This is a genomic window from Pseudopedobacter beijingensis, assembly GCF_042678145.1.
Taxonomy (GTDB): Bacteria; Bacteroidota; Bacteroidia; order Sphingobacteriales; family Sphingobacteriaceae; genus Pseudopedobacter; species Pseudopedobacter beijingensis.
Genome location: NZ_JBHUDG010000017.1, coordinates 61,952 through 84,574, shown reverse-complemented (window position 1 = coordinate 84,574; position 22,623 = coordinate 61,952). Strand labels below are relative to the sequence as shown.

Sequence of the window (22,623 nt, the reverse complement as noted above, 5' to 3'; positions counted from 1 at the left end):
TTAAATTATTCTAAACATCACAAATCCGAATTGCTTCTCTCAACGATTCCAGCTTGTCTTTCTTTTTGGGAATAAATTCCTGTGCCACGTATCCTTTAAATCCTGTAGCTACAATTGCTCTCATAATTGCAGGATAATAAAGTTCCTGATTTTCATCGATCTCATTTCTTCCAGGTACACCTGCTGTATGATAATGTCCAATATATGGATGATAAGTTCGGATTGTATTGATTACATCTCCTTCATCAACCTGCATATGGTAAATATCGTATAGCAGCTTAAAGTTCTCTGAGCCCAGACGCTTGGCTATCTCGGCGCCCAAATGTGTTTTACTGGCAAAATAATCTTTATGGTTTATTTTACTATTTAACAGCTCCATAACTAACGTTACATTGTGTTTTTCGGCAAGCGAGATGATTTTTTTTAATCCTTCGACACAATTGTTTATCCCTGTTTCATCATCCATACCACGTCTGTTTCCGCTAAAGCAAATCAGATTTTTATAACCTGCCTTGGCTACCTTCGGAATCATATCGGTATAACTATCTATTAGTTTCTGATGAAACTTTGGTTCAGCAAAACCATCTACCAAATTAATCTCGGCTCCATTACACATGCTGGAATCCAAACCATGTTTCTTTAAAATATCCCATTCGTTTGGTCCAACCAAATCAATAGCTTTAATACCTATTTCTTTGGCTTTAATACAAAGCTCTTCCAATCCAAGATATTGATAAGTCCATTTACAAACGGAGTGATTGACATTACCTTTCAACTTTGTTATTTTTTGTTCTTTGGTATCGAATGATGAAAGCAAACCTGTTGCACCTACTGCTATTGCTCCACCTACTACATTTTTTATGGCTTCTCTTCTATTTGTCATAATACACATTTACTAGGCTTTCAGTTCTTTTTTCTCTTTAAAAGAAACTGCAAAAAGGATTAATACTACGGCTGCAATACCTGCAGGAATTAACCAGATCATATTCCAGTCAAAAGAACCTTCCGCCAATTTATGGCTATCTGTTATTTCACCGGCTACCCAAAAACCTATTAGCATACCTACCCCATACGTTGCCAGGGTTATCATTCCCTGAGCGGCACTTTTCACAGTTTCACCTGCTCTGGCATTGGTGTAAATTTGTCCCGAAACAAAAAAGAAATCATAACAGATTCCATGTAATGCAATCCCCAGAATAAGCATCCATGACGAACTTCCTGCATCACCATAAGCAAAAAGTGTATATCGAACTACCCAGGCAAGCATACCTGCCATCAGGGTTTTCTTAAAACCAAATTTCTTAAAGAACACAGGCAAAAGCAATAAGAAAAATGCTTCTGAGATTTGCCCTATCGTCATTTTTCCGGTAGGATTTTCTAACCCTATGTTTGTTAAAAACGGATTGGCATTTTGATAATAGAACGCCAAGGGTATACATATTAAAATGGAAGAAAGAAAGAATATCAGAAAATCAGAGCTCTTTAATAGTTTTAAGGCATCTAAACCTAAAATTCCACTTACGGTTACTTTCTCTCCTTTATTTACTTTAGGAGGTGTTTTGGGTAGGATAAAACTAAAAACACCCAAGATAAGAGAGGCTACACACGCCAGCATAAACGTATTTTTCAGAAACCCTTCTTTAATACCTTCTGCAGAATCCCAATGGAATATAAAACTAATCATCAAGCCTGCAGTAATCCAGCCTATGGTTCCCCATACCCTGATATTGGAAAATTCCTTTTCAGGATCGCCCATCTGATTGAAAGACACAGAGTTTACCAATGCCAGCGTTGGCATATAAACCACCATATAAGCAAACACATAAGGATAAAATGCAGTAAAATCTTGCGTATTAAACATTTGATACATCAAAAAAGCACCTATCAAGTGTAATACTCCAAGAATTTTCTCGGCATTGAAAAACCTATCGGCAATTAAACCGATAATAAATGGTGCTATAATAGCTCCAAAAGATTGTGTTGAAAAAGCTGCGCCGGTTTGCGCGCCAGTAGCCTGTAGATTGCTCCCCAGAAATGTTCCCAGGGTAACAAACCATGATCCCCAGATAAAAAACTCCAGGAACATCATGAAAGACAATTTAAATCGGGTGGTACTTGTCATAATTTTGGTTTGGTTTAGTTGATTTTATATTTTAAGTTCTCAAGACCTGATACTAAAGTTATAACTTTTTAATTCTGATATTTCTATACCATACTTCGTCACCATGATCCTGAAGGGCTATTTTTCCTTTTTTATATTTAGCAAAGTCAGGCATGTTTTTGAACTTGCTGGCAGCAACCATTTCGTTCCAATTTTTATCCCAAAGCATTGTTTCTACAACTTTTTCTCCATTGAGGATAAGCTGTAACTTGCTTTTGTTTAAAATAATCTCTGCTTTATTCCATTCACCTGTTGGCTTTACGGTTTCTCGCTTACATGGAATAAGATCGTATAAATCTCCTGCTCTATGTTTATGAATCTTAGCATCCGGATGCCCATCATTATCTAAAACCTGCATTTCTGGACCAGTAAGGTAGGGCTGTTTGTATTTGGCATAATCATCATTTACCAAAAACATAATTCCGCTATTCCCTTTTTTAGATATTTTCCACTCCAATTGTAAGTGGAAGTTTTCAAACTCCTGATTGGTAACCAAATCTCCCTTATCTGCTTTAACTTTCCCTTTTGGACTAAAGTGTAATATTCCGCCATCCTCTAAAGCCCAGGCACTAGTTACAGTGGTTTTTCCGTAGGTATGCCATGCTTTGGTTCCGTCGGCCAAAAGATTCTCCCAACCTTCGTTGTTTTTCTTTGAGGCGCAAGATGTTGTAGCCAACATCATTACCAAGGCTATCATGAGATTTCTCATTGTTATTTCTTTAAGGTGAATATGTATTTTATCATTTCTTTAGCATCTGCCTCGCTTAATTGTGGGTGTGGTGTCATTGGAACCTCTCCCCAAACTCCTACTCCTCCTTTTATTACTTTATCTGCCAGCATAGTGATATTAGCCTCTGTGTTTTCGTACTTTTCGGCTACCTGGACATATGATGGCCCCACTATCTTAGATTTTTCTGTATGACAGGCAGAACAATCTGTTTTTGACATCAATTGTTTACCTAAAGGCTCTTCCGCTGTTTGTTTTGTGGTAACGTCTTGTGTTGTACTATCTGCTTGTGTCTGATTATTCTGATTGCCACCACATGCCACTGCAAAAACTGCTACTAATGAAAGTGCCCAAATATTCTTCTTCATTTTATTGATTGTATTTTCTAAATTCCTAATAGTTTCTTGTTAAAATCACTGTTTCCACCCGACTTCACAAAATCGTCAAACGGTTTTTCTGTTACTCTGATAATATGGTCTTTTATAAATTTAGCACCTTCTTTAGCTCCATCTTCCGGGTGTTTTAATGCACATTCCCATTCCAAAACGGCCCATCCATCAAAATCGTATTGTGCCATTTTAGAAAAAATAGATTTAAAATCTACCTGACCATCTCCTAAAGATCTGAATCTTCCGGCGCGATCTACCCAATTCTGAAAACCGCCATAAACGCCTTGTCTCCCTGTTGGATTAAACTCCGCATCTTTTACATGGAACATTTTTATACGTTCATGATAGATATCTATGTATTCCAAATAGTCCAGACATTGGATAATGAAATGCGAAGGATCGTATAGTAAGTTGGCACGGGGATGATTATTGACTCTCTCTAAAAACATTTCAAAGCTTACACCATCATGTAAGTCCTCTCCTGCATGCAACTCGTAACACAGGTCTACCCCGTGTTCGTCAAATACATCAAGAATAGGTTTCCATCTTTTGGCCAGCTCATCAAAACCATCTTCTACCAATCCCGGAGATCTTTGTGGCCAAGGGTATACATAAGGCCATAATAAAGCCCCACTAAATGTTACATGAGATTTTAAGCCTAAATTTCTGGATGCCGCGGCGGCATATTTAAGTTGCTGTATAGCCCATGCTGTTCTTGCTTTAAAATCTTTGTGGTATTGTTCTGGAGCAAAAGCATTAAAAAGTTCGTTATATGCAGGATGTACCGCTACCAACTGTCCTTGTAAATGGGTTGAAAGCTCTGTTATTTCCAGACCGTATTCGCCTATTTTACCTTTTAATTCATCTGCATAAGTCTTGCTTTCAGCTGCTTTTTGCAGGTCTATAAATCTATTGTCTAATGTAGGTAACTGTAAACCTTCAAAACCTAAATCTTTTGCCCATTTACAAATTCCATCCAAAGTATTGTATGGCGCTTTATCTCCAATAAACTGGGCGATAAATAATCCGGGTCCTTTTATTGTTTTCATATTTGTGCCTAACCACTGGCTCTTTTTCTAAAGAGTAAATAAACCAGCTGGTACTTTTAAGTTCTTACTATTTTAATGCTTCTGCTTCAATTAAGTTCTACTGAACTCATATTCACATATCTTTTCAGATTTCCATTTTAATCCATTTCTGATCAGATTTACCGGAAGAAATGACTGTTTCTATAAATGCCATCCCTCTTATTCCTTCCTCCACTCCCGGATAATCCAGACATTCTACAGCTACTTGCTCTCCGTTTTCTTTAGCCAGTACGGTTAAAGCAAAGTTTCTGTACAAATTGGCGAATGCCTCCAGATAACCTTCCGGATGCCCTGCAGGTACTCTGGTATTATGAGTAGCAAATGAACTTAAATAACCCGATCCGGTCCTTAGTATCTGAGCGGGCTGATCCAAATATTTAAGTACTAAAGAATTCGCATCTTCCTGGTGCCACTCCAAACCTCCACTCTCTCCATATACTCTTATCTTCACCTTATTTTCTTCCCCTGCAGCTACCTGACTTGCCATTAACACGCCACTGGCCCCATTGTTAAACTTTAGCAAAACAGCACCATCATCATCTAATCTTCTATGAGGAACCACCGTATTAATATCTGCACAAATTTTTTCAACCTGCAGGGATGTTACGTATTCTACCAGATTAAATGCATGAGTACCTATATCTCCCATAGCGCCTGCTATACCACTTTTTGAGGGATCTGTTCTCCAGTCAGCTTGCTTGCTTTCTACCGCATTACTTAACCAACCCTGAGGATATTCTACATAAACTTTTCTGATTTCACCTAACTTTCCGGATAACAATTGTTGTTTCGCCTCCTTTACCATTGGATAACCGGTATAGGTATGGGTTAACAAAAGCTCTTTTCCGCTTTTTTCTTTTAATATCTTTAATTCTTTTGCTTCTGCCAATGTTAGCGTAATGGGTTTGTCCAATATCACATGGAATCCATTTTCTAATGCCATTTTAGCCGGGGCAAAATGTAAGTGGTTTGGTGTTACTATACAAATTACCTGTACCCGTTCCTGTTCGGGAAGCGCATTTTCTTTTGTTATCAGTTCCTGATAGTTAGCATAAATTCTATTACTGGCTATCCCCAGCTCGTTTCCCGTTTCTGTAGATTTTTCCATAGAGCTGCTAAAGCATCCGGCTACTAAATCGTACAAATTATCCATTCTGGCGGCAATCCTATGTACAGCACCTATAAAAGCGCCAGGACCGCCGCCAATCATCGCATATCTTAATTTCTTAGTCATCTATTATGGGTTTAAATAAACCGGGTCTCCTTTTTTATAAGGTATACACGCATCGTACCTTCCGGGAACTTCAACATAGGTTAAGTTATTATTCCCTCCTTCTTCTGATGTAAAGTAGCCTAATAAGGTCAACTCTTTCATCATTCTGAAATAATGGTTGGGGTCTTCCTTTTCCTTTTTATCCTGATATTCCTTCTGCTCGGCGTCTATTCTTTCCAACAACTTTTTACGGTCTTCGGGTGAACACTCTATAAAAGTTTTTGAGAAATCTTTTTTGGCCTCTTCATCTATCTTTTTAAGCCCATCAATAAACACTCTCTGATCTTCAGGTGTATAACAATCTTTAATCATTACTGCTATAAAAGCACCTGTTTTAGCATCTTTTGCTCCCGGAGTATTTGTTTTTGGGATAATGGTTTCTGCAATTTCATCCATTAAGGCAATATCGCTTTGCGAAAACAGATCATTGGTTTCTTTTACAGAAGATGAACAGCCTGACAAAACGAAAGCCTGACTACCCAATATCGTTCCTCCCAAAAGGAATGCTACTGATGATATAGCTTCTCTTCTATTCATGATTTTATTTTTGGATAATGGACTATAAATTTTTCTTTTTCAACTCAGATACGGCATAATCTACAGCTCTTGCTGTAAACGCCATATAACTTAATGATGGGTTAACGCAAGCACCTGAAGTCATAAATGATCCATCTGTAACAAAAACGTTTTTCGCATCCCAAACCTGATTATGTTTATTCAAAACTGAATCTTTTGGATCGTGTCCCATCCGCGCTGTTCCCATTTCATGGATTCCTTGACCAAATCCATAACCCGAATCGTGAATTTTCACATTTTTGATACCTGCCATTTCCAACATTGCTTTGGCTTCTTCTCCCATATCTTTACGCATTTTTATCTCGTTTTCCTTAATCTCTGCGTCTATGGCAAGCACTGGTAACCCCCACTTGTCTTTTACTTCTTTATCAAGGGTAATCTTGTTTTCATGATAAGGCAATATCTCTCCAAAACCTGTCATTCCTATTTTCCAGGCTCCAGGTTCTGAAAGTGCTTCTTTTAATTCGGCACCAATACCTAATTCTGCAACATTTCTGCTCCATCCATCACGACTAGCACCTCCCTGATAACCAAAACCTCTGAGATAGTCACGTTTATCATTTCCAACATTCTGAAAACGTGGAATGTAGATTCCGTTTGGCCTTCTGCCATAATAATACTTATCATCATAGCCTTCTGCTATACCTGAAGCACCAATTTTAAAGTGATGATCCATCAGGTTATGCCCCAATTGACCGCTGCTGCTTCCCAATCCGCCTTCCCATACATTGGTAGCCGAATTCATTAAAACCCAGGTAGAGTTTAATGTAGAAGCACATAAGAAAATTACTTTTGCTTTATATTCTATGGTTTCATTGGTTTGAGCATCCAATACTTCTACTCCTGTTGCCTTCTTGGTATCTTTATCATAAAGGATTTTGGTAACGATAGAAAAAGGTCTTAAGGTTAACTTCCCTGTTGCCATTGCTGCTGGCAATGTAGATGATTGTGTACTGAAGTAACCTCCGAACGGACAACCTAATACACATTTATTTCTATACTGACAGTTCTCTCTACCTTTCAACGGCCCGGTAACATGTGCTACACGCCCCATAATCATGTGTCTGTTTCCTTTATAATGCGATTTTATTCTCGCGGCAACATCTTTCTCCACACAATTCATATCCATTGCTGGTAAAAAATCACCGTCAGGTAATTGAGGAATACCTTCTTTAGATCCGCTGATTCCAGCAAATTTCTCTACATAACTGTACCATGGAGCAATTTCTTTATACCTTACAGGCCAATCAGTAGCAATTCCTTCTTTTAAATTAGCTTCAAAATCCAGATCGCTGAAACGATAAGATTGTCTTCCCCACATCAAGGATCTTCCACCTACATGGTAACCACGATACCAATCAAATCTTTTCACCTCTACATAAGGCGACTCTTTTTCATTCACCCACCAATCAGGACTTTTCTCATTTAAAGGATAATCTCTCTTTAATACGGGATAAGCTTCTATAAGCTCCTGTGTTCTTCGGCCACGGTGCGGAAATTCCCAAGGCGCCTTTGTTGCAGCTGTATAATCTTTGATATGCTCAATATTTCGGCCTCTCTCTAAAACCAGAGTTTTAAGACCTTTTTCGGTCAACTCTTTTGCAGCCCACCCGCCAGAAATACCTGATCCAACTACAATCGCATCATAAACATTTTTTGCCATTATATTTAGGTTTTTTTATTAGAATTTTTGAAGTTAGAAAATTATTCATGAAATATAAAACACTAAGTGTACTTTTTACAATAAGTATCTTGAATTTGTGATTTTTCAATAGCAATATTCTTTTAAACAGACCAGAACAAACCTTCTATATTTATTATCTCAGCGAAGGTTTCTCCTACAGAACCACAAAAAACATGACTGAAACAGCTTAAAAACGAAAAGAAATAAAAAATCAAATTAATAAAAAATAAATAAAAACAAAAGGAACCATAAAAATCACAAAAGAAAACCCTTTCTTAATAAGCATACCGTTAAGTTTTTATTATTTTATTACTAAATATGAGGTATTGTGATCGGTTTTCAGTTAAAGAAAGGTATAAACTATACTATTTAGAAACAGGAATTCTCCTTTATTGCTAAAGGAGAATAAAATCATTAAGATTAAAAAATGAGATATATTTCTGATACCCGTTACATAATAAGAATCATTAAAATGTAGTTATATCAGATACATTGAAAGACAAATAAAGAAATCAACATTATATTTACCATTCAATATTGCTTTCTATAAAATTAATCAAACTGTTAGCCATATCTTCATGCTCTGCTACCGAAGGATGTCCTGATTTACCACGATAGGTAAAAAAATGAGTATATACTTTATTATCATTCAGTCCTTCCACCGCATCTTTGATAATTTGTGGCCATTTTGGAATATTTACAGCCCCCATATTGCCTAATGCACAAATAATATGTGCTTGTGGATATACAGTTCTTATTTTTCTAATAAAATCCTGATAGTTTTCAACAACTTCTCCTGTTACGGGATTAACCAATAATGAAGCATCGTTTTGTAATAGATTTACCACCACAATATCAGGTGTATATTTGGTAAAATCCCATTTGCTTTTCGTATCGAATGGGTTTAGCAAATTGTACATTTGCGGCATAGTCAAATTTGATGTACTTGCCATTAAACCAATACCACTGCGGGCAATACAGTAATATTGTGCATCAAAATGTCTGGCGGTAATCGCTCCGTAAGTCAGGTAATTATTTTCGTAGATACTAGCATTCCTGTCTGCACCGCTATCATCTTCATTAGCCAGACCGCAGGTAATGGAGTTTCCATAAAATTCTATTTTCCTTTTTTTAGGAGCGGGCGGATCTAATATCTCCCCCTTACCCAACAACTCGAAATCATAAAGTTTTGAATAACTTCTTTTGTACCCCGGGTGCATATGGGTTATTTTAAAGAGTTCAACTTCGTGATTATCTTCTGGCAGATTTTGTATAAGGGTATAAGACCGCAAATCTTTTTCTATTTTTATTTTCCCTTTTATCTGCTTGTCTACAATAACGTAAAAGTAGTTATCATTACCCGTGCTAAAATCTTGCATGGAAACACTTATCCCTGTACCATTAAAGCGTAACCTCACAGCTGTACCTGTCCAGTATAAATAAGCGGCATCATTGGGCTTTATTTCTACCCTACCCTCATATTGTATTTTGCTATTATCAAAATTTATGGTCGTATGGTTCTGTTGCTTATTGGTTGGTACTGAGCTATCTGTCTTGTTGCAGGCACATAAGCACATCATTGCCCAAAAAATAATGAGGGTATTTTTCATTTACTGTTTGTTTTTGGTTTGTTAAACTGAATTCTATTAATAAATACACAAAAGAGAGGGCTTGTATCAAAAGAGCATTGTCATCCCAGCCCCCTCTTTTTTCCGTCATCCCGAGCGGAATCGAGGGATCTATTTCAGAAGTACTCAAGAAGAAGATTTCTCTTCGCTGTACTCATCAAAATGACAAATTTTTATTTTTGATACAAGCCCATCCCTCTATTTCACAAATTTGGCACTTACAGTTTCACCCTCCATTTGTAGACTGACAACATAAACACCCGGTTTTAATCCGATATGATTTTCAAATGTGCTATAGCCTTCTTTTATTTCTACAGATTGATTTAACAACTTATGTCCGCTTATATCAGTAATGATTATATTGGCTCTACCCGATTTCATTGCATAAACACCAATTGTAATTTCTCCCGATTCCCCGGTATATATTCTTATTTCAGTTTGCTTAGGAGCTATACTTACCGGAATAATTTTAGAAAGCTCTGATTGATTGTCAAAATCTACCTGCCGTAATTGATAATATGACACTCCGCTTAACGGGTTATAGTCTGTGTAGTGATAAGTTATTTCCTGATTGCTGTCACCTGTTCCTTTTACACGGTCTATTACTTGAAATGCGACTCCGTCTGAACGCAGTATTTCGAAATGTGAATTATTACTTTCAGAAATTGTTTTCCAGGTTAACTGCACATGATTATGTTGATACCTTGCTTCGAAGGAGCTTAGTTTAATGGGTAAAACACTTTGGTATTCGTAAGCTCCCATATCTACCGTAGTATCATAAATACGTTGATTAACACCTGTTATATCAAAATTATAACCATTTATAGCATCATTAAAACCCTTATTGATAACACTGCCGCTGTTGCTACTCAACGTGTAATCGCCTGTGGTAAAAGGCGCAGTGCTGCTAAATGCAGGCAAGTTGGTAAAATTAGGATCAACGTTAAAATTTGTACCACCATTGTAATCTACTTCGTTAGTAGCTCCGGTGTACTGTACATTACTATAGGAAACCGTAGCGGTAGCCCCGGCGGGGACACTATTTGCTATACCTCCGCTATTGCCATAAATAATACTATTAGTAACCGTAACAGTTGTGCCATTGTTACTACCTGTATTGTATAGGCCCCCACCAGTATTCTTTGCATAATTGGCCGCAATGGTACAGTTAGTAAAAGACGGGGTACTGGAGCTGCCTGTACCACTATTATTAATATACCCAGCACCACCTGCATTAGTTGCCATATTGCCCGAAAAAAGACAGTTAACAAACTGGGTTGTAGCAGTAGCGTTAGTAAGTAGCATACCACCGCCATTAGCCGCTTTATTGCCCATAAACTTACAATAGCTAACAGTAGGACCGGCACCGGTACTGAATAAACCTCCTCCGCCAGTAGCGGTTGTTGTATTATTAGCTATGTTACTTGTAAAAGTACAATTGGTAATAGCGCCATTAGAAGAAGCAGAATTGTATAGACCCCCACCATTTAAAGTTGCTATATTGCTCGTAAAGGTGCTATTTGTAATAGTGGCATCGGCAGAAGTATTGTTGAATACACCACCACCATTAGTAGTTGCTGTATTATCTGCAAAAGTACAATCCAAAATACTAATTTTAATATTTTGATAGTTGTACATACCGCCACCTGTGCCTGTGGCCTCATTGCGTATAAAGGTACAGTTGCTCACATTAACAGTAGTTGGATTATTAGCATCGGTATGATAAGTTGATACACCGGCACCATGGCCAGAGGCTGTTATATTGCCATCAAACAAACAGTTAGTAATAGTAGCCGATGAACCTGAAGATACCAGTATCCCACCACCACCGTTAGTATTCGCTTTGTTGCCGTAAAATTTACAATTTAAAAGGGTAATTTGGTTATTACTGTTGTATATACCAGCACCACTAGCAGACGATATATTTTCTTTAAAAATGCAGTTATTAACAGTAAGGGATATATTATTATGCATACCACCACCACTACCGGTCCTATTACCGTTTTTGATAGTAAAACCATCATAAAGGGTAGTAGTAATAGTTGACCCACCAGCAAGATAGTTAACAACAACACTATAATTATTCCCTACCAAATTGGTACTATCGGCAGCGGTAGTACCAAATACCCTTTCGGCAAGAGAAGTTTCTGTACCGGCAAAACCACCGTAAAATTTAAGTCCAACTTTTGCACCCGGATTAATAACAGCATTATTTCCAGAGGCGATATAAGTTCCTTTGGCTACAAAAATCATATCGCCATTAGCCGGATTGGCAAGTGCAATAGCATCAGCAATCGTTGCTTTAGCTGTTTCCCAACTAAGGCCATCATTGCTGTTATTACCGTCTGTTTTTACATAATAAGTAGTTTGTGCAACTACCTGTGTCCATGTTATCGCAAATAGTACGATAAACGAAAAGTACAATTTTTTCATAACGTTAAATTTTATTAAGGATTAAAAAATTATTGGATTCATTTTTTATTATCATTTTATTATTTCCTGAAAGCATAGGTCTATACTAACCGGAGAGTGGTCAGACGGATATTTCCCAATAAAAGTATCAGGTAATATTGCCCAGTTATTCACCTTTACCTCTTCGGTGGTATTCACCAGAATATGATCAATACGACTTGCATTTACCCGGTTGGGATCATAATTATTAAAGGTTCCTCTCGCAGCATTGGCTATATTATCAGTTAACGTATAGGTGTCTTTAAACACATTTCCTGCGGTAAGCTGCTGGTAATACAGCGTATTCTGGTTAAAGTTAAAATCACCGGCAAGCACCGCAGGATAACCTTTGGCTATTGTCGGAATCTGTTTTAACAACAGCTCAACACTTTTTGTACTTGCCACAGATTTGTACTCGGGTTCTTTAGGTATAAAATCCAGATGTACGCTAAAAAAATAGAATTGCTTATTGGTGAGCTTATCCCTTACCAAAGCCCAGGTACAAATACGCCATTGCTCTGCTCCCCAGGATGCAGCTATACCCGGAACAGACGGCGTGTCCGAAAACCAGAAAACACCCTGCTTTAAAACTTCTATCCTGCTTTTTTTATACATGATATTTACAGTAAGCTTCTTATCAATTGTTGTACTTCCGGTTACAGCCTGACCTATACGAGCATAACCAGGCAGCAGAGTGGCCATATCCTGCCATTGGCTGAGATAAGGTTCTTGTACACCTACAATATCAAATGCATATTTATCGAACATTTTTTTCACCAATAACTTACGATCTGTCCAATAATTATCCGTTACCTGATTGTCATGGTCATACTCGATATTGTATGACGCTACTTTCAAAGGACTTAACCATGTTATCTTATCTTCTTCTGGTGTTTTACCACCCGGTACAGGCACAGGAATACTGGCCGTTTGCTTTTTACAGCAAACAGCCAATAACCCTATTATTAGGTAAACAGGGATCAGATAAGCTTTGTTAATTCTGATACTCATATGCTCCCATATCTACGGTTGTGTTCTTAATCCGTGGATTACCAGCAAGGTCGGTAGCATAGCCATTAATGGCACTATTATTACCTGCATTAATTGCCGGGCTTCCTCCCTGTAAAGCATAATTCCCCCCGGTAAATGGCGCTGTGCTATATGCAGGCGAACTTACAAACAATGGATTGGCATTAATATTACCTGTACCGCTGGCATAATTTGTTTCGCTTCCCCCGGTATACTGTACATTACTATAGGTTACAGTAGCCGTAGCTCCCGCAGCAGCACTATTTATTATACCTGTAGTATTACCATAAATAATACAATTAGTAATTACAGCATTGGTACCATTTGAACTGGCTGTTCCGGTATTGTACATTCCCCCACCTGTATTGGCATTATTGCCTGCAATGGTACTGTTAATAAAAGTTGGTGTACAGGTTTTACCTGCAGTATTAGTAATATAGGCAGCACCGCCTGCATTATTAGCTTTATTGCCTGCTAAAAGACAATTAATAAACTTCAGTGTACCAGCATTGGAAATATTCACCCCTCCGCCATTAGCCGCCTTATTGCCCAAAAAGACACAATAAATAATAGTAGGATTAGCATCAACACTATACAATCCTCCGCCACCTGTTCCAGTAGTGCTAGCTGCACTGTTTGCTTCATTACTTGTAAAAGTACAATTGCTGATATCAGGAGCAGAATTCGTAAAGTTGTACATTCCCCCTCCATATGTAGTTGCAATGTTGCCTGTAAAAGTACAATTGCTGATATTAGGAGCAGAATCAGTATTGTTGTACATTCCTGCACCGTTAACTGCTGTATTGTTCGTAAAAGTACAGCCCGAAATAGTAGTAGTTACATTTCTGGAATTGAACATTCCCCCTCCTCTACTAGCACTTGAATTTCGATTGAAAGTACTGTTGGTAACAGTCACTGTAGTTGGAACGGCATCAGAATAAGTAGATACGCCACCTCCGATACCGCTGGAAGTATGGGTTGCTGCATTACTATCAAACACACAGTTATCAATAACGGCATTTGAACCTGTAGAGGCAAGTAATGCGCCTCCGCCATTTGCATCTGCAATATTACCGTAGAATTTACAGTTGCTTACGGTAATGGTATTATATGTGTTATACATACCGCCGCCACTACCACCTGACCTATTATCCTTAAAAATACAATTGTTAACAGTAACAGATGCATAATAATTGTACATACCGCCTCCTGAAGTACTTCCGGTAGCAAGACCATTAGTAATAGTAAAACCATCGTAAATAATATCGGTAATAGGTAATGCAGGGGTAGCATTATTAAAGATTACTCTATTATTGTTACCTTCCAGAATAGTACTATCAGCCGCAGTAGTACCAAACACCCTTTGTTTCAGAGAAGTTTCTGTACCGGCAAAGCCTCCGTACAATCTAATACCATCGTTTGCAGCGCTAAGCGAAATCAAAGCATTACCACTGACGGCAGCATAAGTTCCTTTAGCTACAAAAATGCTATCGCCACTAACAGCAGCGGCAATGGCTGCTTCTAAAGATTTTGCCGTTGCCCAACTTTTTCCATCGTTAAGAACATTTCCATTTGGGGTTACAAAATATTTTTTATCAGCATATTGTAAATAGGTACAACGCGCCCCTTTTAGTACATCTGCTGCCGCCGCATCCAGCAATCTTATTTGTTTTACGCCATTATTAAGGGTAACTAACCCAGTCAGATTACCATGCCCTGTTTTAATAGCTATTGGAGCCAGTTCAGCATCTATGTTTGTGACCAGCGTAATTTCATTTCCCGAACAATCTTGGAAAACAACTGCTTTTTCCTGTTCTGTATCAGATCCGAAATTCCCGGTCAAGTGCTCATCAACAACCTCAATATCGCTTATGGTTACCACTCTTTGGTTATAGGATGCATCCACCTGATCTAGTGTAATTTGGGGTATACCTACCAACTGTTCCTGCGCAGCAACAGTAACATAATCTGCTAATTCTGTTTCGCTAAGTGCTTTAATATTATCACCTTCTGGTAAACCCAACAGGTAAAAGGAACCTTCACGTTTCACCTTTAAGCCATCGGTTTGTACCAATACCAGTGTGCCGGGAACAAACCGTGTACTTTGGTTTTCTTTTAGTTTTATCGCTATACCTGCTGTTTCATCCTGTAGCCATATCATACCAGACGCATTCTGTGCAGCACCACTAGCGGTTACAAATGCCCAAAACACTGGTTTTGCTGTATTGCTATTACCTGCTATTACTTTACTAATAGTAGTATTAGACCCAAAACGTGAAAAACTGTTGATGACATTATCCTGTATTTCTGCTTTTTTGCAGGAAAACAAGTTCACTGATATTATAAAAGCAAGTAGTTTGCTCCAAATACATTTTCTAAACATGCTTCTTATCTTCATAATAGGATTTACTTTATTTTCCATATTCTATTTCTACTAAAGTGAGGTTGATACGGTTAAATCTGGTAAGGCGTGGAGCCGAATCATTACTGATACGTAACCTGTACGATTGTTTTTTACCCTCGTCCTTTACCTGAAAAGTAGCAAAGGTTTCTGCCGCTTTATCGTAACGCCCACGACTGGTTCCTAAACTTTCCCATGTTTTACCTTTATCTCTGGATACCGATACTTCTATTTGGAAATAACCGGGATCTGCTTTAAAACCAATGAAGCCAACTTTTACAGATTTAAGATTTGGGATATCAAAATCGGAAGTAATACTCCCTGCTGGTTCATCGGGAGTAGAAGACGCCAGCATACGAGGTGCTTTGGGTCTGAAATCAGTAGGCTCATTAGCTGTAACCAAAGCGCCATCAAAAGTCCAGGTACCTAATGGGGTATTTACTTTACCAATGGGATAAAGACCTTTTCCACTTGCTTCTTCAAAAGTCTCAGTAATAATTTTTTGAGCAAATGCCTGCGTGTTTAATGTTATCCCCCCCATCAGGCAGATGATAAACCGGGCGTAAATTAAGATTTTGTTAATAGTACCCTTTGTCATTCTGAGCGCAGTCGAAGAATCTCCAACAGAACTGCACTGAACAAACACATTTCGACTCCGCTCAATGTGACTTCTATAGGTAGTCCCTATTTTCATATTATTCTTCATATATCAATTGTACTTCGGTTATGTTTATACGGTTTAATCTGTTAGGTTTAGGTGCTGATGCATTAGCTATTTTCACACGATAGCTTCCTTTTGACGGTTTATCTAGTACAAACTCGGCAATGGTTTCTTCTTCTTTGGTTGGATCTCCAGCTTTAGTGCCCAGAGACTTCCATGTTTTCCCCTTGTCTGCAGAAACCAAAACTTCTACAGCAAACGGTCCGTTATCGGCTTTAAATCCAATAAAACCTACCTTTACTTTTTGTAAACCGTTTATCTCATAGTTTGTACTAATGAAACCACTTTCATCAGTTCCGTTACTGGCTAATACCCGTGGAGATTTGGGACGTATATCCGATTTTTCATTGGGTGTATTCAAAGCTCCGTCAAAAAACCAGTATCCTGTTGGGGTATAAACATCCGCAGGAGGATATACAGGTTTATTCTGCCCATCAAGAAATGTTTCTAATATTCTTTTCTGTTTAGGAGTCTTGGGATTGTTTTGGGCAAGTAATGGCATTGTCCATATAAAGGTTATTACAACCAACAGCAAATACTTTATCTTTATTAAGTTCATCTTGTGATTTTAATGAGTTAGAGTAAGTAATACAGGATAATGGTCTGAAAGGAAATCGGTGTACCAATTACGGCTGACTTCACATTTTTTTAGTTGGGATTTTAAAGCCGGACTTGCCCAGATATAATCTATTCTTGAGCGACCATCTATACTTGCACTGGCATAAAGAGGGGTTGGACAAGTGTATTCAAAAGCGGAATTTAGCTGCTTAAGACAATCTATAAAACCCGCCTTGGACATTTGCTCTATTACGGTATAGTCATATTTACCTTCATTATTTATGTTTTTGCTTTTGGCTTTTACCGCTCGTTCCAGTACTTCAGGATTAGCATTATAAACCATACTATCTAAAGGCGACCGGGCATTAAAATCTCCCATAACCAATGTTTTTTCGCCAGCTGGTAATGTTTGTAGCCTTTGTACAATCTTGCCTATTTCGTCATAACGTTTTTCCCAACTGAAAGGAGATAAATGCAGTACTACAATATTATAATCAAGCACTTTTGCCATCATCACACCATGATGGAAATCTTCTTTAATCCGTTGGATATTGTTAATAGGATATTTTGAGGAGATACCAACAGGAAAACCGCTTTTAGTATCAAAGAATGCGGTATAACGGTGTCCAAATTCCTTGCAAAGGTCACTCAGCATTCCATCATTAAATCTTGAAAGCTCTTCGTAGACTATAATATCAGGAACATCTTTTGAAATCCATGTTACAAATTTATCTTTAAGCGATTGTGCTCCACTAAACCCCTTCAGTACATTGTAGGTCATCACCTTAAGTTCTCCACCTCCTGTAGTCTTCTGAGCCATTACCCCACTACCTGAAAATACAAGGAGTAATAAAGCCACGAGATATATTTTTTGTTTCATTATTAGTTTGTTAGTCATTGTTCGTTAATCGTTATTTGTTAGCAGATCTGCTGTAGATGATCAAGTGCCAAACTTTTAACTCTTTACTTTCCACCTTCTTTACTAATACCCTGGATTTTGTGTCAACTCCGGATTTTTAGCTATCTCTAAAGATGGAATAGGATAATACAAATTGTAGGGCTGTACGTTGTTTGCCGCTATAGGATAATCCAACGCTACCGATTTAATGTCCTGATAAAAACTTCCCCAGCGCACAATATCCCACCTGCGTGTATATTCACCCACAAGTTCTCTACCTCGTTCTTTATGCAGTTCTTCGCGCATTATTTCCTGAGTGGTAACAGGAATACCACTTAAACCTGCCCGCGTACGAACCAAGTCCCAATAATATTTGGCGTCGTCCAGTTTGTCCTGCTCAACCAGCGCCTCAGCCATCATTAATAATACATCCGAATAACGTATAAACATCAGGTTTTTTCCACTGGCCACATTAACAGCATTAAAATCCCAGAATTTTGGACCAAGCCAGGGCAATTGTTTATTGATGTAGCGGTTAAACTCCTGCCCATTATAGGAATACCCCAGTACTATGTTTCTTCGCTTATCATTAACGGCATAGTATGAAATAAGCCTTCTTGTAGGTAAAATAGTACCATAGGTATTAGCCGTATTGCTTCCCATGTTTACACCATCGTAATAGGTGTCATTTTTAGGAGTAGGCATACAGTACATCGCAATAATATTAGATCGCTGTGTACCTGTTGGCGAATAAGTAAACTGTATTTCGAAAACAGACTCTTTACCGTTTTTGGTGCTGCTTGCTGTTGCATAATCAGCCAATAAAGCATAAGTACCGCTATTGATTACCTGTTCTGTTGCCCATTCTACTTTTTCCCAGTTTTTGTTGAACAAGGCTATACGCGCCATCAAAGCATAGGCAGCTCCCTTGGTACCTCTTCCTCTGCTTGTGGTTACTAAAAAAGGAGCATATATTTCTAAATCGTTTATAAGTTTGTTGCGTATAAAAGTAGCATCGGTACGTGGAAGCGATTGTACGCGCTGAACAGCTTCTTCCGTAGTCACCGCTTCTTCCCAGTAGGGTACATCATTAAAAGTAGAGGTAAGAAAATAATAATAAAGACTGCGCAAAAATATAGCTTCCGCTAATAACGGCTTCTTTTCTGTACTGGTTAAAGAGCTGTTATTAATACCCTCTATAGCATTATTGGCGTACATAATCCCTTTATAGGAGCTTTGCCATATATTTTGTCCGGCAATTGGAGTAGATGCCGAGTAACCAAAAGTCCCCGTAAGCAATGCCGTGCTGTTGGTTATCATTAAGTCGGTTGCTCCTTCTGCCGATATAAAGAAGTTAATATCTGTAAACAGATCATACAGTACGGAATATATACCATTTACTGCTGTTTGGCTTTGCTCTACAGTATTATAAAAACTGGAGGGAGTGGCACTATTCCTAATGTTTTCGTCCAAAAAATTAGAACAGGAACCCATTACGGTCAAAAATGCCAGACATATTACGGTTTTAAATAACTTTATCATGTTTGTTTCTGTATTAAAATTTGGATTGATTTAAAATTTCAGTGCTACACTTAGGGCTATCGTTCTGTTTTTAGGATAAGCTCCATCATCTTTACGGCGTACTGTTGATGATGAATTACTGCTAACATCAGGATCATAACCATTATATTTAGTCAGCAATAGCAGGTTGTTTCCTGTTAAATAACAGCTCATGTTTTGCAGAGCTTTAATAGGCATATCTTTTTTGCTAAAATTGTAGCCTAAACGTACGGTAGCCAAACGCAAGTATGAAGCATCGTGTACAAAACGGTCGGTAGCTACATAATCCTGCGAGTTTACCCTTGGTATATCCGAATCCGGATTAGTTACCGCATTCCATCTGTTTATCATATACCTGAACTGATTAGGGCCTACATAACCTGTTCCCTGTTTAAATTCTAAAGGATTGTACATTTTTGCACCCCATGAGTATTGTACAAAAACATCAAAATCAAAGCCTTTCCAGGTAAAAGTATTACCCAACCCTCCATATATCTTCGGATCACTTTGGCCAAGATATACTTCATCAGCTTCACTTAATACACCATCGCCATTGGTATCAATATAACGTTGACGTCCGGGTGAGTAAAAGGATTCCATAGAAACATATTGTCCCCTCAAATCGTTAATTTCCTGTTGTGATTTCCATGTACCTGCATACTTCACTCCATATATACCAGATATAGGACGTCCTACTTCATAGGCATACATATAGTATTGCGGAGCGGCATAATTAGCCTCTGTAGTTACCCGGGTCATTGGACCTAGGTTAAGCACCTGGTTTTTATTAGTTGAAAAAGTTAAATAACTGCTCCATTTAAAACCTGAAAGGTTTTGGATATTTACCGAATTAATCAAAAGCTCCAATCCGGTGTTTTGGGTTTCTCCTAAATTTACTAACCGTGAGGCGTACCCCACTTGGTGCGGTAACTGTACATTAAGTAACAAGTTTTTGGTAATGGTATTATAGGCATCTAAAGTGATAGACAATTTGTTGTTTGCCAGCTTAAAATCAAAACCCGCATTCCATTGTTGAGAAGTTTCCCAACTTAAATTATCATTAGCAATATTGGCAGGATTATATGCCAAAGGTATTGCTCCATCTAGTAAATACCCATTGTTACTGGCATTTAATTTCGCCAACGAACCATAAGCAGGTATAGCTTGATTACCCGATATACCGTAGCTTAAACGTAACGATGCTTCACTAAGTACACGCTTTAATGGTTTCATCCAATCTTCTTCCAGTAAAACCCATTTAAAAGCACCTGAAGGGAAGAAGGCCCATTTATGGTTTGCCGAAAAGTTAGAGGCTCCATCGGTACGACCTGTAAAAGTAAGGTAGTATTTTTTTCTATAATCGTAGTTAATGCGGCCAAGTACCGACAACATGGTAGATTGCCAAAGATCTGAGTATACAAATGTTTTTGAAGTTGCTGTTCCCTGCATATTATTTTCCTGCAATTCATCCAGCATATAACCGCTGCCACTTTGGGTTTGGCTTTCAAATGTTTTTTTCTGCGCAGTCCAACCACCCAATAAACTTAACCTGTGATTATTTTTCCAGCTTTTAGCATAACTTAATGTGGTTTCGCTTAATATACTATTGTATCTGTTCCCATATTTATAAGCATATCCACCCTGCTCTAGAAAATCGCGACGAGGTAAGGTACTGGGCTGGTATCTATTAATATTTAAATTAGAAACGGTGTTACTAAAAGATGTTTTTAGCTTCAGGTTTTTTAGAATTTCATACTCAAGAAACATATTACTCCATAAAACTTTGCGATAAGTAATATCTTTTACACTCTCTACTAAAGCTACAGGACTATTGATAACACCACCTGCATACCAACCCGGATTCCAGGCTTCGAAGCTACCGTTTGTATCAAAAATGTTCATGACTGGTGGCAAAGCAAGTGTAGAGTTCCACCATCCCGTATTTGAACCTATATCTACTTTGTTATTATCAGTAGCTGTATTGGAGTAATTAATTTTTAATCCCCCTTTTAGTTTTGATGAGAAGTTTTTATCCAGATTTAACCTACCTTGATAGCGTTCAAATCCTGAGGCTTTAATAATTCCCTGTTGATTGGCATAATTACCAGAAAAGTAGTAGCGCAATCCGGTGTTTCCTCCCGATGCAGATAATGTGTGATTCTGATAAGCTGCTCGTTGGGTAACTTCTTTAGTCCAATTGGTTCCCTCTCCTAATGCTTCCGGATCAGGATAAGGAGGATTTATGCCATTTGGATTACCTACATAATAATTCTCATTTACTAATTGGGCGTATTCGGTAGCGTTCATCATATCCAGGTAACGAGGTAGTTCGGCAAACCCCATATCAGCGTTATACCTAAAAACATCTTTGCCCGGTAAACCTTTTTTAGTAGTAATGATAACTACACCATTAGCTCCTCTTGATCCATAAATTGCTGTTGACGAAGCATCTTTTAAAACCTGAATAGATTCTATATCAGAGGGGTTAATATCACTCAAATCTCCAGCGTCTATAATTCCATCTATGACGTACAACGGTTCATTATCGGCATTGATAGATCTTGTTCCACGAATTCGGACTGTAGTTCCCGCCCCAGGCTCACCTCCTGTAGAGACTAAATCGACACCGGCAATCCTACCTTGTAGCATCTGATCTACTCTGGCTACCGGTATTTTCTCTATATCTTTCATATTTACAGAAGCCACCGCTCCGGTAAGATCTCTTTTATTAACCTCTCCATAGCCTACAACAACTACTTCACTCAATCCTTGATTTTGCTCCTTCAGCGCTATGTTGATATTCGTATTATTTCCTACTATTCTATCCTGAGGAGCAAATCCCAAAAAACTGAAGACCAAAACAGTATTGGCATCGGGCACTTTTATTCTATAGTTTCCAGAGGGATCGGTTACTGTTCCCGTTGCACTATTTTTTATCCTTACGCTAACTCCCGCCAGTGGAATACTTTTATCATCAGTAACTTTACCAGTAATAGTAATTTCTTTAACCTGTTGATTAGCCGAATTCTCATTTTTTTTTGAGATAATAATATTCTTATCTACAATCCTAAAACTGAGACTTTTACCTTCCAGACACTTATTTAATACATCCTCTAAAGAAGCATTAACAAAGTTTACAGAAATAACGCCTGTACCCCGCAGCATATCCGAGTTATAAAAGATATTATACCCACTTTGCTTTCTAATGAGTTTAAAAACATCTTCTAATGAGGTATTTTCTCGTTTCAGATTAATTTTCTGAGCTGCTGCATTGACCTGCATAAGCGTAGCTAGCAGTATGATTATCGAGAGCTTCATGATTAATAAAAATTTTGACAAAAAAGAGGGAGGGCACTTTTTAACAAGTGCAATATTTTTTTTATACATTTGATATAGGTTTTTCTAAATTGATTGATTCTGTAAGATTAATTTGAAACCTTTTTTAGTACGAGTACTAGAATATCCAGGGGCGTTGCAGC

General features: G+C 38.0%; 17 protein-coding genes. All 17 read right to left on the bottom strand.

Annotation, left to right across the window (positions count from 1 at the left end; genetic code table 11):
- Positions 1-10: 10 nt before the first annotated feature.
- The 17 genes from ACFSAH_RS11450 to ACFSAH_RS11370 all read right to left on the bottom strand — a co-directional run bounded on the left by ACFSAH_RS11450 (position 11) and on the right by ACFSAH_RS11370 (position 22,462).
- Positions 11-883: a hydroxypyruvate isomerase family protein gene (locus ACFSAH_RS11450; protein ID WP_379662875.1), complete on the bottom strand. Its 873-nt coding sequence runs from the start codon at positions 881-883 to the stop codon at positions 11-13.
- 12 nt (positions 884-895) lie between these two features.
- Positions 896-2,122 (bottom strand): nucleoside permease, encoded by a 1,227-nt coding sequence (locus ACFSAH_RS11445; RefSeq protein WP_379662874.1) that lies wholly within the window; start codon positions 2,120-2,122, stop codon positions 896-898.
- 58 nt (positions 2,123-2,180) lie between these two features.
- Complete coding sequence (locus ACFSAH_RS11440) at positions 2,181-2,870, bottom strand: 3-keto-disaccharide hydrolase (RefSeq protein ID WP_379662873.1); 690 nt, start codon at positions 2,868-2,870, stop codon at positions 2,181-2,183.
- A gap of 2 nt (positions 2,871-2,872) precedes the next feature.
- Complete coding sequence (locus ACFSAH_RS11435) at positions 2,873-3,256, bottom strand: c-type cytochrome (RefSeq protein WP_379662872.1); 384 nt, start codon at positions 3,254-3,256, stop codon at positions 2,873-2,875.
- A gap of 17 nt (positions 3,257-3,273) precedes the next feature.
- Positions 3,274-4,326, bottom strand: a complete 1,053-nt coding sequence (locus ACFSAH_RS11430) for a sugar phosphate isomerase/epimerase family protein (protein WP_379662871.1) — start codon at positions 4,324-4,326, stop codon at positions 3,274-3,276.
- 124 nt (positions 4,327-4,450) lie between these two features.
- Complete coding sequence (locus tag ACFSAH_RS11425) at positions 4,451-5,599, bottom strand: Gfo/Idh/MocA family protein (RefSeq protein ID WP_379662870.1); 1,149 nt, start codon at positions 5,597-5,599, stop codon at positions 4,451-4,453.
- A gap of 3 nt (positions 5,600-5,602) precedes the next feature.
- Positions 5,603-6,175, bottom strand: a complete 573-nt coding sequence (locus ACFSAH_RS11420) for a gluconate 2-dehydrogenase subunit 3 family protein (RefSeq protein ID WP_379662869.1) — start codon at positions 6,173-6,175, stop codon at positions 5,603-5,605.
- 22 nt (positions 6,176-6,197) lie between these two features.
- Positions 6,198-7,877 (bottom strand): GMC oxidoreductase, encoded by a 1,680-nt coding sequence (locus ACFSAH_RS11415; protein ID WP_379662868.1) that lies wholly within the window; start codon positions 7,875-7,877, stop codon positions 6,198-6,200.
- Positions 7,878-8,422: 545 nt separating this feature from the next.
- Positions 8,423-9,508 (bottom strand): SGNH/GDSL hydrolase family protein, encoded by a 1,086-nt coding sequence (locus tag ACFSAH_RS11410; RefSeq protein WP_379662867.1) that lies wholly within the window; start codon positions 9,506-9,508, stop codon positions 8,423-8,425.
- A gap of 216 nt (positions 9,509-9,724) precedes the next feature.
- Positions 9,725-11,959, bottom strand: coding sequence for a right-handed parallel beta-helix repeat-containing protein (locus ACFSAH_RS11405; RefSeq protein ID WP_379662866.1), 2,235 nt, complete (start codon positions 11,957-11,959; stop codon positions 9,725-9,727).
- Between the two features lie 51 nt (positions 11,960-12,010).
- On the bottom strand, positions 12,011-12,988 hold the full coding sequence (locus ACFSAH_RS11400; protein ID WP_379662865.1) for an endonuclease/exonuclease/phosphatase family protein: 978 nt from the start codon (positions 12,986-12,988) through the stop codon (positions 12,011-12,013).
- On the bottom strand, positions 12,972-15,428 hold the full coding sequence (locus tag ACFSAH_RS11395; RefSeq protein ID WP_379662864.1) for a DUF5689 domain-containing protein: 2,457 nt from the start codon (positions 15,426-15,428) through the stop codon (positions 12,972-12,974). Before ACFSAH_RS11395 ends, ACFSAH_RS11400 begins: the two co-directional genes overlap by 17 nt.
- Positions 15,418-16,113 carry a hypothetical protein gene (locus ACFSAH_RS11390; protein ID WP_379662863.1) on the bottom strand — a complete coding sequence of 232 codons (696 nt, stop codon included), beginning with the start codon at positions 16,111-16,113 and terminating at the stop codon, positions 15,418-15,420. Before ACFSAH_RS11390 ends, ACFSAH_RS11395 begins: the two co-directional genes overlap by 11 nt.
- Positions 16,103-16,687 carry a hypothetical protein gene (locus tag ACFSAH_RS11385; protein WP_379662862.1) on the bottom strand — a complete coding sequence of 195 codons (585 nt, stop codon included), beginning with the start codon at positions 16,685-16,687 and terminating at the stop codon, positions 16,103-16,105. The genes ACFSAH_RS11390 and ACFSAH_RS11385 overlap by 11 nt, the downstream gene beginning before the upstream one ends.
- 9 nt (positions 16,688-16,696) lie before the next feature.
- Positions 16,697-17,566, bottom strand: a complete 870-nt coding sequence (locus ACFSAH_RS11380) for an endonuclease/exonuclease/phosphatase family protein (protein WP_379662861.1) — start codon at positions 17,564-17,566, stop codon at positions 16,697-16,699.
- Positions 17,567-17,668: 102 nt separating this feature from the next.
- Positions 17,669-19,126, bottom strand: coding sequence for a RagB/SusD family nutrient uptake outer membrane protein (locus ACFSAH_RS11375; RefSeq protein ID WP_379662860.1), 1,458 nt, complete (start codon positions 19,124-19,126; stop codon positions 17,669-17,671).
- Between the two features lie 30 nt (positions 19,127-19,156).
- The gene (locus ACFSAH_RS11370; RefSeq protein ID WP_379662859.1) at positions 19,157-22,462 is read right to left on the bottom strand and encodes a TonB-dependent receptor; all 3,306 of its coding nucleotides are present in this window, start codon (positions 22,460-22,462) and stop codon (positions 19,157-19,159) included.
- Positions 22,463-22,623 lie beyond the last annotated feature (161 nt).